General features: G+C 70.6%; 16 protein-coding genes. 10 read left to right on the top strand and 6 right to left on the bottom strand.

Annotation, left to right across the window (positions count from 1 at the left end; genetic code table 11):
• The first annotated feature begins 45 nt into the window (after positions 1–45).
• The 4 genes from QMG61_RS15410 to cofD are packed head-to-tail and all read left to right on the top strand — an operon-like array spanning position 46 to position 3,883.
• Positions 46–1,050, top strand: a complete 1,005-nt coding sequence (locus tag QMG61_RS15410) for a putative F420-0 ABC transporter substrate-binding protein (RefSeq protein WP_283495219.1) — start codon at positions 46–48, stop codon at positions 1,048–1,050.
• A gap of 12 nt (positions 1,051–1,062) precedes the next feature.
• Complete coding sequence (locus QMG61_RS15405; RefSeq protein WP_502847052.1) at positions 1,063–2,103, top strand: putative F420-0 ABC transporter permease subunit; 1,041 nt, start codon at positions 1,063–1,065, stop codon at positions 2,101–2,103.
• Positions 2,094–2,894, top strand: coding sequence for an ABC transporter ATP-binding protein (locus tag QMG61_RS15400; protein WP_283495218.1), 801 nt, complete (start codon positions 2,094–2,096; stop codon positions 2,892–2,894). Before QMG61_RS15405 ends, QMG61_RS15400 begins: the two co-directional genes overlap by 10 nt.
• Positions 2,891–3,883, top strand: a complete 993-nt coding sequence (gene cofD, locus QMG61_RS15395) for a 2-phospho-L-lactate transferase (RefSeq protein ID WP_283495217.1) — start codon at positions 2,891–2,893, stop codon at positions 3,881–3,883. The genes QMG61_RS15400 and cofD overlap by 4 nt, the downstream gene beginning before the upstream one ends.
• 60 nt (positions 3,884–3,943) lie before the next feature.
• Here cofD and cofC read toward each other — a convergent pair whose 3' ends face one another.
• From cofC to QMG61_RS15380, 3 genes are read right to left on the bottom strand one after another with little or no spacing between them, the layout of a single operon-like run.
• Complete coding sequence (cofC, locus tag QMG61_RS15390) at positions 3,944–4,630, bottom strand: 2-phospho-L-lactate guanylyltransferase (protein ID WP_283495216.1); 687 nt, start codon at positions 4,628–4,630, stop codon at positions 3,944–3,946.
• Complete coding sequence (gene cofE / locus QMG61_RS15385) at positions 4,627–5,520, bottom strand: coenzyme F420-0:L-glutamate ligase (protein ID WP_283495215.1); 894 nt, start codon at positions 5,518–5,520, stop codon at positions 4,627–4,629. Before cofE ends, cofC begins: the two co-directional genes overlap by 4 nt.
• Positions 5,520–6,521 (bottom strand): TIGR03557 family F420-dependent LLM class oxidoreductase, encoded by a 1,002-nt coding sequence (locus QMG61_RS15380; RefSeq protein WP_283495214.1) that lies wholly within the window; start codon positions 6,519–6,521, stop codon positions 5,520–5,522. The genes cofE and QMG61_RS15380 overlap by 1 nt, the downstream gene beginning before the upstream one ends.
• Before the next feature lie 155 nt (positions 6,522–6,676).
• On the opposite strand from QMG61_RS15380, the gene QMG61_RS15375 reads away from it, so the two are divergent.
• Positions 6,677–7,513 carry an exodeoxyribonuclease III gene (locus QMG61_RS15375; RefSeq protein WP_283495213.1) on the top strand — a complete coding sequence of 279 codons (837 nt, stop codon included), beginning with the start codon at positions 6,677–6,679 and terminating at the stop codon, positions 7,511–7,513.
• Positions 7,514–7,591: 78 nt separating this feature from the next.
• A complete protein-coding gene (locus tag QMG61_RS15370) occupies positions 7,592–8,212 on the top strand; it encodes an antibiotic biosynthesis monooxygenase (protein ID WP_283495212.1) in 621 nt (206 codons plus the stop codon).
• A gap of 252 nt (positions 8,213–8,464) precedes the next feature.
• On the opposite strand, the gene QMG61_RS15365 is transcribed toward QMG61_RS15370, so the two are convergent.
• On the bottom strand, positions 8,465–9,394 hold the full coding sequence (locus QMG61_RS15365) for an AEC family transporter (protein ID WP_283495211.1): 930 nt from the start codon (positions 9,392–9,394) through the stop codon (positions 8,465–8,467).
• Between the two features lie 79 nt (positions 9,395–9,473).
• Here QMG61_RS15365 and QMG61_RS15360 point away from each other — a divergent pair, with 79 nt between their 5' ends.
• On the top strand, positions 9,474–10,289 hold the full coding sequence (locus tag QMG61_RS15360) for an alpha/beta fold hydrolase (protein WP_283495210.1): 816 nt from the start codon (positions 9,474–9,476) through the stop codon (positions 10,287–10,289).
• 29 nt (positions 10,290–10,318) lie between these two features.
• Here the strand turns inward: QMG61_RS15360 and QMG61_RS15355 are convergent, their stop codons facing one another.
• Positions 10,319–11,107, bottom strand: a complete 789-nt coding sequence (locus QMG61_RS15355) for a GntR family transcriptional regulator (RefSeq protein WP_283495209.1) — start codon at positions 11,105–11,107, stop codon at positions 10,319–10,321.
• 133 nt (positions 11,108–11,240) lie between these two features.
• Here QMG61_RS15355 and QMG61_RS15350 point away from each other — a divergent pair, with 133 nt between their 5' ends.
• From QMG61_RS15350 to QMG61_RS15340, 3 genes are all read left to right on the top strand, one after another.
• Positions 11,241–12,647 carry an MFS transporter gene (locus QMG61_RS15350; protein WP_283495208.1) on the top strand — a complete coding sequence of 469 codons (1,407 nt, stop codon included), beginning with the start codon at positions 11,241–11,243 and terminating at the stop codon, positions 12,645–12,647.
• Positions 12,648–12,742: 95 nt separating this feature from the next.
• Positions 12,743–13,774, top strand: coding sequence for a nucleoside hydrolase (locus QMG61_RS15345; protein WP_283495207.1), 1,032 nt, complete (start codon positions 12,743–12,745; stop codon positions 13,772–13,774).
• 125 nt (positions 13,775–13,899) lie between these two features.
• Positions 13,900–15,297 (top strand): glycosyltransferase family 2 protein, encoded by a 1,398-nt coding sequence (locus tag QMG61_RS15340; RefSeq protein ID WP_283495206.1) that lies wholly within the window; start codon positions 13,900–13,902, stop codon positions 15,295–15,297.
• Between the two features lie 5 nt (positions 15,298–15,302).
• On the opposite strand, the gene QMG61_RS15335 is transcribed toward QMG61_RS15340, so the two are convergent.
• On the bottom strand, positions 15,303–15,827 hold the full coding sequence (locus QMG61_RS15335) for a pyridoxine/pyridoxamine 5'-phosphate oxidase (protein WP_283495205.1): 525 nt from the start codon (positions 15,825–15,827) through the stop codon (positions 15,303–15,305).
• Positions 15,828–15,950 lie beyond the last annotated feature (123 nt).

Raw genomic sequence — 15,950 nt, 5'->3', positions numbered from 1 at the left:
ACGTAACGTGAGGTTTTTATGAACCGTCGAATTGTGTTTTTGGTTATGGGCGCGGCCAGCGTGGGGATGCTGCTCGGCGGGTGCGCCGGGGGCGGCACCGTCGGCAGCGGCGGCAGCGGCAGCAGCGGCAGCAGCGCGACGGATGCCGCAGCGGCGGCGGGCGGGTATCCCGTCACGCTCGACAACTGCGGGACCAGCGTGACCGTAGCCGCGGCCCCCGAGCGGATCGTCACGATCAAGTCGTCGACCACCGAGCTGCTGCTCGCGCTCGGCCTCGGCGACCGCATCGTCGGCTCGGCGTTCCTCGACGGCCCGCTGCCGGCATCCCTGGCCGCGGCCGGCACGGGCCTCAACGTGGTCAGCGACTTCGTGCCGGGCCAGGAGGCCGTGCTGGCCCTCGCCCCCGACTTCATCTACGGCGGCTGGGAGTCCAACTTCTCCGCCGACGGCGTCGGCGAGCGCGCCCAGCTCGAGGGTCTCGGCATCGGCAGCTACGTCTCGCCCGCCGCCTGCAAGGGCGACGGCTACATGCCCGACCCGCTGACCTTCGACTCCGTGTTCGCGGAGATCACCCAGGCCGGCGCCATCTTCGGTCGGGCGGATGCCGCCGACGAGCTCGTGAAGACGCAGGAGAAGGCGCTGGCCACCCTCGTCCCCACCGGCACGAAGACCACGGCCCTCTGGTACTCCAGCGGTACCGACAGCCCCTATGTCGGCGCCGGGATCGGCTCGCCCGAGATGATCATGCAGGCCGCCGGGCTGACCAACGTGTTCGCCGACATACACGACACGTGGACCTCGGTCGGCTGGGAATCCGTGATCGCCGCGAACCCGAGCGTGATCGTGCTCGTCGACGCCACCTGGAACACCGCCGCGTCGAAGATCGCCACGCTCGAGGCGAACCCGGCCACCCAGGAGCTCGACGCCGTGAAGAACCAGCGCTACATCGTGCTGCCGTTCGCGGCGACCGAGGCCGGCATCCGCAACGTGGAGGCGGCCGGGTCGACGATCGACCAGCTGACCGTGCTCGACAAGCAGAAGACCAAGTAACCGGGGGCCGACGTGACTCCAGACGGACGGGCCGCGGCCCGCGGGCGCTACCTCGGCCTCGTGGGGGCGTCGACCCTGGCGCTCCTGATCGTCTGTGCCGCCGCCGTCGCCACCGGCCCGGCCGACATCGGCCTCCCGAACGTGCTCGCGAGCATCGGCGGGCACCTGGGCCTGCCCGGGTTGGCGGATGTCCCGCCGCTGACCGATTCCATCGTCTGGCAGTTGCGCCTGCCGCGGGTGCTCACCGCGGCAGCGGTCGGCGCGGGGCTCGCGCTCTCCGGCGCCGTGATGCAGAGCGTCACCCGCAACCCGCTCGCCGACCCCTATCTGCTCGGCCTCTCCAGCGGGGCGTCGTTCGGCGCGGTCTGCGTCGTCATCCTCGGCGTCGCGTTCGCCCTGCCCGCCGCGGCGTTCCTCGGCGCGCTCACGGCCCTGGTCGCCACCCTGAGCATCGCCAGGGTCGGCGGCACCATCAGCCCCGGCCGGGCCGTGCTCTCCGGTCTGGCGATCGCCCAGCTCGGCGCGGCCGGGACATCCTTCGTCATCTTCTGGTCGGCGAAGGGCGACTCCTACCGGGAGATTCTGAACTGGTTACTCGGTTCCCTGGCCGGCAGCTCCTGGACCAGCGTCGCCATCTCCGCCGGCGCGCTCGTTGCCGTGGGAACCGGGATCGTGCTCGCGGCCACCCGGCTGGATGCGTTCGCGTTCGGCGACACGGCCGCGGCATCCCTGGGCATCAACGTCAACGCGACCAGGTGGGTGCTACTCGGCGCGGTCGCCCTGCTCACCGGGGCCATGGTCGCGGTCAGCGGCGCAATCGGCTTCGTCGGGCTGATCCTGCCGCATCTCGTGCGCGGGCTGAGCGGGCCGGGCCACCGGCGACTGTTGCCGCTGACCGTGGTGTTCGGCGCCCTGTTCCTCGTCGTCGCGGACACCCTCGCCCGCACCGTCTTCGAACCGCGCGAACTGCCGGTCGGCATCATCACCGCGCTCATCGGCGTTCCCGTCTTCATCGCGCTGATCAAGAGCCGGAAGGCCGCAGCATGGGCGTGAGACTCGACCGGGTGACGTTCCGGATCAACGGAACGGTCATCCTCGACGACGTCTCGGCGGAGCTTACGACCGGTTCGGTGACCGGCCTGCTCGGCCCCAACGGCGCCGGGAAGTCGACCCTGCTCCGGCTGATCGCCGGCCTCGACACCCCGGCGAGCGGCCAGGTCGAGCTCGACGGCTCCGGGCTGCACAGCCTGTCCCGCCGGGAAACGGCTCGCCGGGTGGCCCTGCTCGAGCAGAATGCCGCGCCGAGCGTCGACCTGTCGGTGCGCGAGGTCGTGCTGCTCGGCCGCATCCCGCATCGCAGCCGGCTGCTCGGTGGCTTCGGCGGCGAAGCCGACCACCGGGTGGCAGAGGAGTCGCTGGCGATGGTCGGTGCCGGAGCGCTCGCAACGCGCGCCTGGCACTCCCTCAGCGGCGGGGAGCAGCAGCGGGTGCAGATCGCCAGGGCACTGGCACAGCGCCCGAGCCTGCTGCTGCTGGACGAGCCCACCAACCACCTCGACGTGAGCGCCCAGCTGGGCCTGCTCGGCCAGGTGCGGGCGCTGGGCCTGACCGCGGTCATGGCCCTGCACGACCTCAACCTCGCGGCCGCGTACTGCGACCGGATCCTGCTGCTGCACCGCGGGCGACTGGTTGCGGCCGGCACTCCCACCGAGGTTCTCATCCCCGAGATCATCGCCGAGGTCTACGGGGTGGACTGCGACATCGTCGCGCATCCGCGGGGCGGGCATCCCGTGATCGTGTTCTCCCCCACCTCCGGCTTCGACCAGGAAACAGGCTCCGCATGAAGAAGATCACCGTTCTGGCCGGCGGGATCGGCGGCGCCCGCTTCACCCGCGGCCTGCTGCACCACCTCGAAGGCACCACCGCCGACACGACCGTGACCGTGGTCGTGAACACCGGCGACGACATGTGGCTCGACGGCCTGCGCATCTGCCCCGACCTCGACACCGTGATGTACACGCTCGGCGGTGGGATCAACGAGGAGCAGGGTTGGGGCCGACCGGAGGAGTCCCGCCGCACCTCGGCGGAGATCGCCGCCTACGGCCGGGGCTGGTCATGGTTCACCCTCGGTGACCTCGACCTGGCCACCCACATCGTGCGCAGCGACCTGCTGCGCGGCGGGGCGACGCTGAGCGAGGCGACCGCGTTCCTCTGCCGGCGCTGGCAGCCGGGCGCCCGGCTGCTCCCGATGAGCGACCAGCCCGTCGAGACCCACGTGCGGCTCGACGCCGCGATCGACGAGCACCTGGCCGGTGACCTGATCCACTTCGAGGAGTGGTGGGTGCGCTACCGGGCCCAGGTCGAGGTGACCGAATTCGTGCAGGTCGGGCTCGAGCACGCCGCCGCGGCACCAGGCGTCCTCGCCGCCCTCGCGGATGCCGACCTGGTCATCCTGCCGCCGTCGAACCCGGTCGTCTCCGTCGGCACGATCCTGGCCGTCCCCGGCATCCGCGAGGCCCTCCAGAGCACCGCCGCGACGGTCGTCGGAGTGTCGCCGATCATCGCCGGCTCCGCCGTGCGCGGCATGGCCGACGCCTGCCTGCGCACGATCGGGGTCGAGACCTCCGCCGAGGCCGTCGGCCTGCACTACGGCTCCCGTGCCTCGGGCGGCGTGCTCGACGCCTGGCTGGTGGACGAGACGGATGCCGCTGCCGTGCCCGTGCTCTCGAAGGCCGGCATCCGCTCGGCCGCCGTGCCGCTCTGGATGCGGGACCTGCCGTCAACGTCCCGGATCGCGGCGGACGCGCTCGCCCTCGTCAGACCGCGGCCCTGACCCGCCGCCCTGACCCGCCGCCCGGAACGACCTCCACCCGGCAGGGTGCGCACCCGACAGCTAGCCGGGCATCACCTGCGATGCGGCGATGAGGGCACTGGTGTGTGAACCGACCCCGCGGCGCAGCACCTCGGCCAGGTTCTCGACGGTATCGACGTCGCGGCGGATCGACGCGGTGGCGGGCAGATCGAGCGGCACATGGCCGGCGGCCTCGTGCGTGGCGCGAGAGCCGGGCCCGAACCGCGGGGTGAAGGGCAGGCCGGCCCGCGCGAGCAGGGTGGTGGTGCCGGTGCCCTCTTCGTCGGCGACCATGGCGCGGGCGTGGGCGGAGGCGGCCGCAAGGGTCGTCTCGACGTCCGCGACGGTGAGGGCGGGCAGGTCTCCCGTGAGCACGGCAACATTGCAGTGCGGGAACCGGGTGTGCGCCACCCGGATTCCCGCCCTGACGGCCGCGTTGAGCGGGTCGTGATGTGCCGGCGGCACCCCGGCCCGGACTGTTGAGGCAGCCGTTCCCGGTTCCTCCGCCACGATCTGGGCGCCCAGCGCGGCCAGCGGAGCGGCGGCGGCCAGGTCCGCGGTGACCACGAGCACGCCCTCCACCATCGACGTGGCGAGGAGCGCGGCGACCGTGTCCAGCGCGAACGCCTCCGCGAGCTGCCCGCGGGCGGGAAAGGACTGCGGAAGGTCGCCCAGGCGGCTCTTGGCTCCCGCGCTGCCCTTGACGGGCACCACGCAGATCCAGCTCACGGCGAGGCGAGGTCGTGCGTCGCGGGCCCGTCAGCGGGCTCGTCAGCGGGTTCGGCGCGGGGCGGCGCGGCGGCCAGCCCGGCGGCGTAACCCTCGGCGTAACCCTCCGCATGGGCCTCGGCGCTGCCCAGCCGGAACATGTCGCTCCCGCTGGAACGCAACAGCCGGCGCGCGCCGAGGCGGTCGCCGACGCTGTTCTCCACCAACCGCCCGAGTCCGCGCACGACCGCAACGGGGTTGCCGCTGGTCTTTCCCTTGACGAGATCGGCCGCGCCGGCGATCTCGTCCGCGACGGCGGCGACCGTGACGTCGAGGCGGCGGCCGGAGGCATCCGTGCTGCCACGCAGGTCGTCGAGCACCGCGACGCCGGCCGCTCCGATCGCGATGTCGGTCTGGCCCTCCCGCCACGGGCGGCCCACGGTGTCGGTGATGAGCACGCCGAGCCGCAGCCCGGTGCCCGCGCGCAGTGCGACGCAGAGGGCGCGGGCGGAGGCATCCGGGTCGACGGGCAACAGCAGCACGGTGCCGTGCTCCACATTGCTGGCGTCGACGCCGGCCGCGGCCATCACGAGCCCCTGCCGGTTCTCGACGATGCGGGTGACCCCGCCGGGGAAGGCCCGGGTGGCCACGACACGCACGGTCTCGTCGGTGATCGCCTGCTCGCGGTCGACCGCTGCGACCTGCCTGCCCTCGGCCTTGGACACGATCTTGCTCGTCACGGCGAGGATGTCGCCGTCGGCCAGGTGGGACGCCTCCGCTGCGGCGGCCGAGCCGGCGATCGCGGCCAGGATGATCGCGGCCAGGTCGTCGCCGGCCCCGATCTCGCCGATCCCGGGCAGCACGAACACCTCGAGCCGGTCGCTCGCCTCGTCTGAGGGGTCCGGCAGCACTACCGCACGAGCTTCGGCAGGACCGAGGCTCCGAACACGTCGATCCACTGGCGCTGGTTGCGGCCGACGTTGTGCAGGTAGATCTTGTCGAAGCCGAGATCGACGAACTTCTGGATGTAGGCGCGGTGGTCGTCGGGGTCCGCCGAGATGATCATCCGGCCCTCGAAGTCCTCCGGGCGCACCAGCTTCGCCATCTGCTCGAATTCGAACGGCGAGCGGATGTCGCCCTTCGGGAACTTCATCCCGCCGTTCGGCCACTCGTGCAGGGCGTTCTTCATCGCCTCCTCGTCGGTCTCGGCCCAGCTCATGTGCAGCTGCAGCACCTTGGGCATGGTCGACGGGTCCTTGCCCGCGTCGCGGGCGCCGTCGTCGAACTTGCCGAAGAGCATCGAGATCTTCTCCAGCGGGGCACCGACGGTGATCAAGCCGTCGGCGTGCCGCCCCGCACGCTTGGCGGTCACCGGGCCGGCGGTCGCGACGAGGATCTCGGGCGCCACCTCCGGCATGGTCCAGAGCCGGGTCGATTCCAGCTTGAAGAACTGGCCGGAGTGCTTGACGTCCTTGCCGGCGATCGAGGCGGTGAAGAGCTTCGAGATGATCTCGATGGCCTCGAACATGCGGTTGATGCGTTCCGGGGCCTCCGGCCAGTAGCCGCCGACGATGTGCTCGTTGAGGGCCTCACCGGAACCGAGGCCGAGCCAGTGCCGGCCCGGGTACATCGAGGCCAGTGTGGCCGAAGCCTGGGCGACCATCGCCGGGTGCCAGCGGAACGTGGGCGCGGTGACACCGGGGCCGAAGTCGCCCGTGGTGCGCTCGGCGATCGCCGCGAGCACGCTCCAGACAAACGAGGACTGGCCCTGCGCCGGCACCCACGGCTGGAAGTGATCCGCCGCCATCACACCGGAGAAGCCGTGTTCTTCCGCGTAGGCCGAGAGGGCGACGGCCTCCGCGGGAGCGAATTGCTCCAGCATCGCCGCGTAGCCGATCTGCAAATCCGTCATGGTCCACCCTGCCTTTCGGTTGTGGGTCAATCCTGCCATTCCCCGCTGCACTGTAGTGCAGGCACTTTCGGCAGCACCCCGCCGGCGGCCATCGCGCCGCTCGCGGCACCGCCGCCGCCGCCGGCGGACGGCATCCGTCAAATAGGCTGGGACGCATGCGCATCGCCACCTGGAACGTCAATTCGATCCGAGCCCGCGTCGACCGCGTCGTCGACTGGATGGTGCGCGAAGACATCGACGTGCTCGCGATGCAGGAGATCAAGTGCAAGCCGGAGCAGTTCCCGGCCAGGCAGTTCGAGGAGGCCGGCTACGAGCTGGCCATCCACGGCCTGAGCCAGTGGAACGGCGTCGCGTTCGCCAGCCGCCACGAGCTGACGGATGTCGCCACCGCCTTCCCCGGAATGCCCGGCTTCCTCAAGGGCGAGGAGGGCCCCGGGCTGCCGCTCGAGGCCCGTGCGCTCGGCGCGACCGTCGATGGCCTGCGCCTGTGGAGCCTCTACGTGCCCAACGGGCGTTCGCTCGACGACCCGCACTACGCCTACAAGCTGGACTGGCTGGCCCGACTCAGGGAGCACGCCGGCCAGGAACTCGCCGCCAACCCGCAGCTCGCGCTGGCCCTGATGGGCGACTGGAATGTCGCCCCGCTGGAGAGCGACGTCGGCGACCCCACCCTGATCCCGGGCGTCTCCACCCACATCTCCGCGCCGGAGCGCGCGGCCTTCGAGGCGTTCGAGGGCGCCGGACTGCGCGACGTGGTGCGGCCGCTGGCGCCGGAGGGTTTCACCTACTGGGACTACAAGCAGCTGCGCTTCCCGAGAAATGAAGGACTGCGGATCGACTTCATCCTCGGTTCGCCGGCCTTCGCCGATTTGGTGACGGGTGCCAGCATCCACCGCAACGAACGCAAGGGCGACGCACCGAGCGACCACGTGCCCGTTGTCGTCGAGGTGCTCCTGGACAACGAGGACGACGACCGTCCGATGATTTTCTGACCCGACTTCCCGGCATCGGCAACCGGACGGAAACGGAACGGAAACGACCGGTGCGAACGCAGCGGCGATACTTGAACCATGTCTTCCGTGCCCCCGGGGAACGCCGCCGGAGCGCCACAAGCGCGGCCGACGTCCTCCGTCACCGTATCCGTCACCCGCCGCGTCGAGCCCACCCGCATCCAGGAGGCCACCCACTGGGCCCAGCAGGGAATGGACCTGGCCAGCAGTTTCCCCGGCTTCCTCGGCTCAGGCTGGGTGCGCGCCAACGCGGATTCGCTGAGCTGGCACATGCTCTACCGTTTCGCGACCGCCGAGCTGCTGGATGCTTGGGAGGGCTCCCCCGAGCGGGCGCACTGGCTGATCGACGGCCACGACCTCATCCTCGACGCCCTCGTGGAGAAGCGCACCGGCATCGAGGGCTGGTTCGAGGCACCCCAGACCGACGACGTCGACGCTCCGTTCCAGCCGCCGCGCTGGAAGCAGGCGGTGAGCATCGGCCTCGGGTTCCTGCCCTCCAATGTGGCGTTCACCCTCCTGGCCGTCTGGCTCATTCCCGGCTGGGGCTCCGTGCCGCTCTTCCCCAAGATCCTGATCACGACGCTCGTGATGGCCCCGGCGATGACGTTCCTGGTCATGCCGTGGGTGACGCGTGCCCTGCGTCCGTGGCTGTACCGCGGGCCGAAGCCCCGGGGCGGCTGACCCGGCCCGATCTCGACAGGCTCGATCACCGGCAGGCTCGATCACCGACAGGCTCGATCACCGGCAGGGTCGATCACCGGCAGGGTCGATCACCGACAGGCTCGATCACCGGCAGGGTCGATCACCGACGCCAAGCCCGCGGTGGTCGAGCCCGTCGAGACCCGGTGCGCTGATCTCGACAGGCTCGATCACCGGCAGGGTCGATCACCGAGAGGCTCGATCACCGAGAGGCTCGATCACCGGCAGGGTCGATCACCGACCCGGGCCCAACAGTGCCGCGATCAGCAGCAGGACCGGCACCGAGGCCAGGGTCGTGACCAGCACGGTATCCCGGGTCACCGTGAGCGCGCGGTCGTACCGAGCGGCGAAGTTGTAGATGTTCTGTGCGGTGGGCAGCGCCGAGACGGTGACCACCCCGAAGAGTTCGGCCGGGTCGAGCGCGAAGACGAACCGGCCGAAGAGGTAGGCGAGAGTCGGCACGATGGCGACCTTGATCACGGTGGCGGCGACGACCAGCCTGCGGCCTGAACCGGCCCGGAGCAGTCGCTCCCCGCGGAGCGACATCCCGAACGCGAGGAGCACCAGCGGTATCGCCGCACCGCCGAGGAGTTCGAGCGGCGCCAGCACCGGGTCGGGCAGTTGCACGCCAGCGATCGAGACCAGCACTCCCGCGGCCGACGCGATGATCATCGGGTTGCGCAGCGGCTGGCTCAGGATCCCGCGCACGGACATCCGCCCCTTGGTCGACACGTCGAGCACCGCCAGGATCACCGGGGCGAGCACGAGCAGCTGAAGCAGCAGGATCGGCGCAACGAAGCGGGCACTACCGAGCACGTAAATAGCCACGGGCAGGCCGATGTTGTTCGCGTTCACGTAGCTCGATGCCGCGGCGCCCAGCACCGTCTCGGCGACACCGGTATGGAAGAACAGCCGCGCAATGAGCAGGTACAGCCCGGCGCCGAGCAGAACACTGCACAGGCTGGTCAGGAGGAACGAGGAGAACAGCACCCGGGCGTCCGCGTGCGCGAGCACCGTGAACAGCAGTGCGGGGGTCGCCACGAAGAAGGCGATCCGGTTGAGCACCCGGTCGGCGCCCGCGCCCGCGATTCCGAGGCGTGCGACCAGGTAGCCGACCAGGATCACGAAACCGATGATTGAGAACCCGACCAGCACACCACCCATGAGACCGAGCCTAGGGTGCGGCCGCCGAAACGCGGGTCGGTCCTTGTGGCGGGAGAAGCCGCGAGCCTACGCTCGCTTCATGCCTCATCTCATCGTTCCCGGCGCGTCGCTCTACTACGAGACCGACGGCCCAGCCTCGGCGCCCGCCCTGCTCCTGTTGCACGCCGGCATCGCGAACCTTCGGATGTGGGACCCGCAGATCGCCGCTCTGGCGGTCGGCCACTTCGTCATCCGCTTCGACAGCCGCGGCTTCGGCCAGACCACGACCCAGGACGTCGCCTTCTCCAACCGCGCCGACGCCATCGCGGTGCTCGACCACCTGGGCGTGGCGGCGGCCACCGTGATCGGCTGCTCCCGCGGCGGCTCGATCGCGATCGACCTGGCCCTGGAGCACCCGGAGCGCGTGACCGGGCTGGTCACGGTCGGGTCAGGCCCTGGCGGTTTTCCCGAGGTGGAACTCACCGACACGGAGGATGCGCTCTTCGACGAACTCGACCTGGCCTTCGAGGCCGGGGACTGGCACCGGTTGGCCCGGCTCGAAGTGGCCCTGTGGGCGATCGGGCCGCTCCGAGGCGAGGCGGACGTCGACCCCGACTTCCTCGCCGCGGCCCAGTCGCTCAACCGGGTGAACGTGGTGCACGCCGAGGAGAATCCGCTCCCGATCCCGTTGGACCCCCCGGCCAGCAACCGGGTGGCCGACATCGAGGTCCCCGCCCTGATCACCGTCGGCGAGTACGACATCACTCCCACATTGGCCCAGTACGAATATCTGCTGTCCGCCGTGCCGAACGCGAGCGGCTGCACCTTCCGGGACACGGCACACCTGCCGAGCGTGGAGCGGCCGGCGGACTTCGAGCGGGTGCTCGTCGGCTGGCTGGCCGAGAACCGGCTCTAGCTGTACCCGGCCGGGCCCGGCCCGGCCGTTCAGGACTGGGCGGAGTGGCTGATCGTCAGTTGCACCGAGGCCGTGTTGATCAGGGCCTTGGACAGGTAGAACGGGCGCCCCTCGTGCTCGAGGGTCTGGGTGAGGATCAGCACGGGGCTCCCGGCGGGCAGCCCAAGCACCTTGCCGCGCGTCGCGCCGGGAACGCCGATCGTGATGTCCGTCTCGCCGGGACCGAAGGTGGGCCCGAGCACCGTGATCAGGGCCGAGAGCACGCTGTGGGCATCCGCGTGCTCCTCGGTGACCGCTGCCACGGCGGCCGGGCCGAGCCGGTCGAGGCCCGAGGCGGGCACATGCTCCTGCAGCAGGGCGATCGGCGCGCCGTCGCGGGAGATGACGCTCTCGATGAACCATGACGGTTCGCCGGGCAGGATCCCGATCGCGTCGGCGGTGAACCCCGGCGACGACGGCTGCAGGGCGTTCTGGGTGCGGCGCACCTGAGCGGGCCGGCCGGTCTCGCCGAGGAGTTCCTCGATCGGTCGGATCTTCTGGAGTCCGAGGTGCGGCAGCCGGTCGGCGACGAATCGGCCGATGCCCCGGCGACTGCGCACGAAACGGTCCTCCTCGAGGAGCATCAGCGCCTCCCGCACGACCGTGCGGCTCACGCCCATCGCCGTGCCGAGTTCGGTTTCCGAGGGGAGGAGGGAGGCGATCGGGAGCGATCCGTCACGGATGGCCTCGGTGATTCGTGAGTAGACGGCCACGCGCAGCGGGATCCCGCCTGTGCTCTCGAGCGGCCCGGCCAGGGCCGCCTCGGTGCGTCGATCCATCTGTCTCTCCCCCGTTGTCGACCGAGTATACCGCGCACATCTGGTGAACGTGTATAACATGCATGTACACTGAGTAGATCGACTTCGCGGTTGCCACCGAACCTCGCGGTTGCTCCAACGAAGGAGTCTGTTCATGCTCGTGCTTTCCCCCGAGGCGATTCCGGCGCCGGTCCGGACGCGCGCGCGCCGGTCCGCCGGGGTGCTGATCGGCACGCTGGTCCTGGCCATCCTCACCTTCCAGTTGAACGCCACCCTGTTCTTCGCGGCCCTGCCCACCATCGGGGAACAGCTCGGCGAGAGCATGCAGGACGTGGCTCGTGTGCAGTCGACGTTCTTCCTGGCCGGCGCCGTTTTCGGCATGGTCTTCTCCCGCTGGAGCGACTTCCTCGGCCGTAAACGCAGCCTCGTCATCGTGCTCGCGCTGCTCCTGGTCGGCACCGTCGTCTGCGCCCTCGCACCGAGCCTCCCGCTACTCCTCGCCGGTCGGGTGCTCCAGGGCGCCTCCAACGCCACCTTCACAATCTCCTTCCTGCTCCTCTCCGAACGACTGAGCGGCCGCCTGTTCGGCATCTCGGTCGGCATCATCACCTCCGTCAACGGCGGGCTGTTCGGCGTGGACGGGTTCCTCGGCGGCTTCGTGACCGACACCGTCGGCTGGCGGTTCCTCTTCGTGATCACTCTCGGTCTCGGCCTGGTCGCCATCGTCTGCGTACTCCTTTTCGTGCCGCGGGACGAACTCCAGGACACGAACGGGTCGATGGACTGGTGGGGGGCCGGCATTCTCTCGCTCTTTCTGGTGCTGGTCACCAACCTGATCTCCCAGGCATCCTCGGTCGGCTGGTCCGACGGGCTCACGATGGCGTACCTTCTCGGGTCGATTGCCGCAGCGGTCACCTTCGTCGTGGTCGAGGGCCGGATCGCTCGGCCGCTGATCCCCATCACCGCCCTGCGCTCACGTCAGGTCTGGCCGCTGCTGCTCAGCACCCTGTTGACCCTGGCCGGAGTGTTCTCCGCGCTCAACTTCACCCTGGTCGTGCTCAGCCAGGACCAGGCGGTCGGCTACGGGCTCTCCCCGTCGATGTCCGCGCTGCTCTACCTCACCCCCACCGCGTTCGTGGGCGTCACCGCGGCGATCTTCTCCGGCTGGCTGGCCGCGCGGATCGGCTGGATCGGCTCGCTCCGGCTGAGCAGCGGCCTGATCGCCCTCACCATGGTTGCCATCGCCGTCTTCGCACTGGACCGCTGGGTCGTGTTCGGCCTCCTGATCGGGATGGGGATTCTCTACCTCGGGTTGTTCCAGAGCTCGGTCAACGGACTGAGCGTGGTCAACTCCCCGCCGGAAGCCCGCGGGGCCCTCCCCGGCCTCAACGGAGCCTGCTTCGGGATCGGGTTCGGTACCGGCATCGCGCTGGTCGCGCCCGTCGTGGCGACCGCCACCGCCGCCGGTTACCAGGGCGCGCTCTGGATCTCCGCCCTGCTGACCGCCGGTTCCTTCCTCGCCTCACTGATCCTCCGCGCCGCCGTGAAGGCCGGCGCATGACCCCCTCGACCCCAGAACTGGATGGTTCACCGATGAACGCCCACCCGACACCGAACAATCGTCCGGCGACCCCCCGCCCGACACCGATCAGACCGATGTACCTAGACTGCGACACGGGAGTCGATGACGCTCTGGCGCTCGCGTTCCTGCTCGCGACGCCCGGCATCCGCCTGGCCGGGATCGGCACCGTGTCCGGCGTCGTCGACGCCGCCGTCGCCGCCGCGAACACCCTCAATCTGCTGGCCACGGCCGGCCGCGACGACATTCCCGTCGCCGTCGGCGGCTTCGATCCCTCCGCCGCCGCGCGAAAGGCCTGCGTCGCCCTGCACGGCACGAACGGGATCGGCGACGTGCTGCTGCCCCGGTCGAGGCGACGCCCCGTGGACGAAAGCGCCACGGAGCTGCTGATCCGGCTCGCGCACGAGCACCCGGGCGAGCTCGAGATCATCGCCACCGGGCCGTTGACGAACCTGGCCGAGGCTCTCTACCTCGACCCCGAACTGCCCCGCCTGGTGCGCCGGGTGACGGTACGCGGCGGCGCGGTCTTCGCGCCGGGCAACGCGGGCAGGTTCGCCGAGGCCAACATCGCGGCGAACCCGGAGGCGGCAGCAGACGTATTCGCCGCCAGTTGGCCGGTCACCCTGGTGCCGCTCGACGTGACCGGCACGCACCGGTTCAAGGAGACCGATCGGCGCGCGTTGGCCGCCAGCACCGGGCTCACCCAGCAGGCGCTGGCCCACATGCTCGGCACCTGCTTCAGCTACTACGAGAAGCACTCCAGCGCACGCCGGATGTCCCCGCACGATTGCCTGGCCGCGGCCTTCGCCACCGGCGACCTCGAACCGGAGAAGATGCCCACCCTGCGTATCGGCGTCGACACGAGCGCCGGTCCGCGCCGGGGCCAGACCTACTTCGCCAAGGTGGACGGCCCGGCGGACGTTGACGTGCGCAACGGGCAGAACCCGCACGAGGCCCGGGTGCTGCTCTCCCTGCGACGGGATGCCGCGCCGAGCCTGCTCGAGCGCATCCTCGGCCTTGCTCCGGTGCTGTCCACGGCCCAGGAGGAGGCGGCACGCGTTCCGGAACCCGCTTTCGCCACCGGATTGTCCGAATCGGTGGCCGCCTGAGCATCGCTGGGCGGCGGCGTCCGCCCGGCCGTCGCCGGGCCGGGCCGCCCTGGCCCCCGAACTGGGAGTGCGCTCACCCGCTCGGCGGCCGCGGAGAGGAATAGCGTTGTAGAAAAGGCCACCGGATGTCCCACACGACGCACACGCACGAGCACGCGCACGAGTACCAGGACGGGCGCCCGCCCGGGTTGTCGGCCCCCGAGCACGTTCACCACTCCAGCCGCTGGTATCTGCCCGTGCCGGCCAAGTTTCTGCTGTCCACCCTCTTCGCCGCCTGCTGGACGGGCGCGGCGGTCTGGATCTCCCAGCCCTGGATCGACGACCTGTCCCGAAGCGTTGGCGAACCCGCGGCCTGGCTCATGGTCGCCCTCGTAGCCTACCTTCCCGGCTTCGTGGTGGCATTGATGACCATGTCCCTGCTCCTGGACCGCCAGCCGCCGTTGCGGATCAGCAGCCCCGTGTCACCGGTCACCATCATCGTGGCGGCCCGCAACGAGCAAGCCGGCATCGCCGACACGATCCGGTGCATCGGCGAGAGCGACTACGCCGGTGAGGTCACCGTGATCCTCGCCGACAACGGCTCCGAGGATGCGACGACGGCTGTCGCCGCACGGTCCGCCGCCGCCACGGGCATGGCCATGCGGGTGGTCGCCGAACCCCGCCCCGGCAAGTCGAACGCTCTCAACACCGCGCTCCACCAGGTCACGACGCCCTACGTCATCACCGTCGACGCCGACACCCTGCTGCACCGCGAGGCCCTGCGCCGCCTGATCTCCCGGCTCGAGTCCGGCCCTGCCGACACGGTCGCGGTGGCCGGCACCGTGCTCGTGCGCAACTCCCGGGTCAACCTGCTCACGCGCATGCAGGAGTGGGACTACTACCTCGGCATCGCCGCCGTGAAGCGCATGCAGGGTCTCTACCAGGCCACCCTCGTGGCCCAGGGCGCGTTCTCGGTCTACCGCACCGAGAACGTCAGGGCGATCGGCGGCTGGCCCGACGCGATCGGCGAGGACATCGTCGTCACCTGGAAGCTGCTGCAGCAGGGCGGACGGGTGCTGTTCGAACCCACCGCCGTCGCCTTCACGGATGCCCCGGCGACCGTTGTGCACTTCATGCGGCAACGGGCGCGCTGGGCGCGCGGCATGTTCGAGGGGCTGCACGCGGTGCCGCCGTGGCGGCAGGCACGCCCGTTGGCCGGCCTGGTCAGCGGAATCGACTATCTGATTCCCCTGCTCGACGTCGGCTACGCCTTGATCTGGCTGCCCGGCCTGATTCTGTTCCTGTTCGGCGTCCCCGCGATCGTCTCGGCCTGGGCGCTGACCGTGCTCCCGGTCACCCTGCTCATCTACGGCGGGCTCAGGCGGCATCAGCGGCGCTCGGTGTTCGGCCCACTCGACCTGCACGTGCGCCGCAACGCCGGCGGTTACCTGGCGTTCCTGCTCGGCTACCAGGTTCTCTGCTCCGTCGCGTCACTGGCGGGGTACGCGCAGTACCTCGCGGGCTCCGCTCGCCGGTGGAAGTAGCCGGGTCAGGCGGGCAGGGCGTAGCGGTGGCGCACGTGGTCGCCGTCGGGGCTGGCCTGCCAGAACTCGATCTCGACCGGGCGCAGCGAGTACAGCTGCCAGGCCGGGTTGGCCCCGCCGTCCGCCGCCGGGCGCTCGGCCCAGTCGCGGGCGGATGCCTCGGCCGACAGCTCCACGACCGTGCCGAGCACTCGCACCTGCCGGCCGAGGGCCGACCAGTAGAAGTTCATCGCGGCCCGCGGGTTGCCGACGAGCTCCCGGCCCTTGCGGGAGGTGCGCGCCGAAGCGAACTGCCAGCCGTCGGCGTCGAGGTTCTTGAGGATGAGCATCCGCGAGGACGGCATTCCATCCGGGCCGACCGTCGCGAGGCTGAACGCGTGCGGTTGAGGGACCCCGGCGGCGAGCGCATCCTCGAACCATTCCTTGAAGAGCAGCGTCGGATCGTCCGGCGCGATGGCCGGATCGAAGACGGCTAGGTCACTGGGGAAATCCGGGAGGGCGCGCAGCCGGCGTCGGAAGGCTTCACTCATCCACCGAGCCTACTCCGCCCCTCGGAGCCGCCCGGGGCGCTCCCCTCGGGCGCCACCACGGGCGCCACCACGGGCGCCACCACGGTCGCGGCCCGCGTTGGGGAAGGCGGCGCACGGTAGACC

Source organism: Cryobacterium sp. PH31-AA6 (genome assembly GCF_030063195.1).
In the GTDB taxonomy this organism is placed as follows: domain Bacteria; phylum Actinomycetota; class Actinomycetes; order Actinomycetales; family Microbacteriaceae; genus Cryobacterium.
Note: the sequence above shows the minus strand (reverse complement) of the source record. Positions and strands in the feature narration are given on the sequence as shown.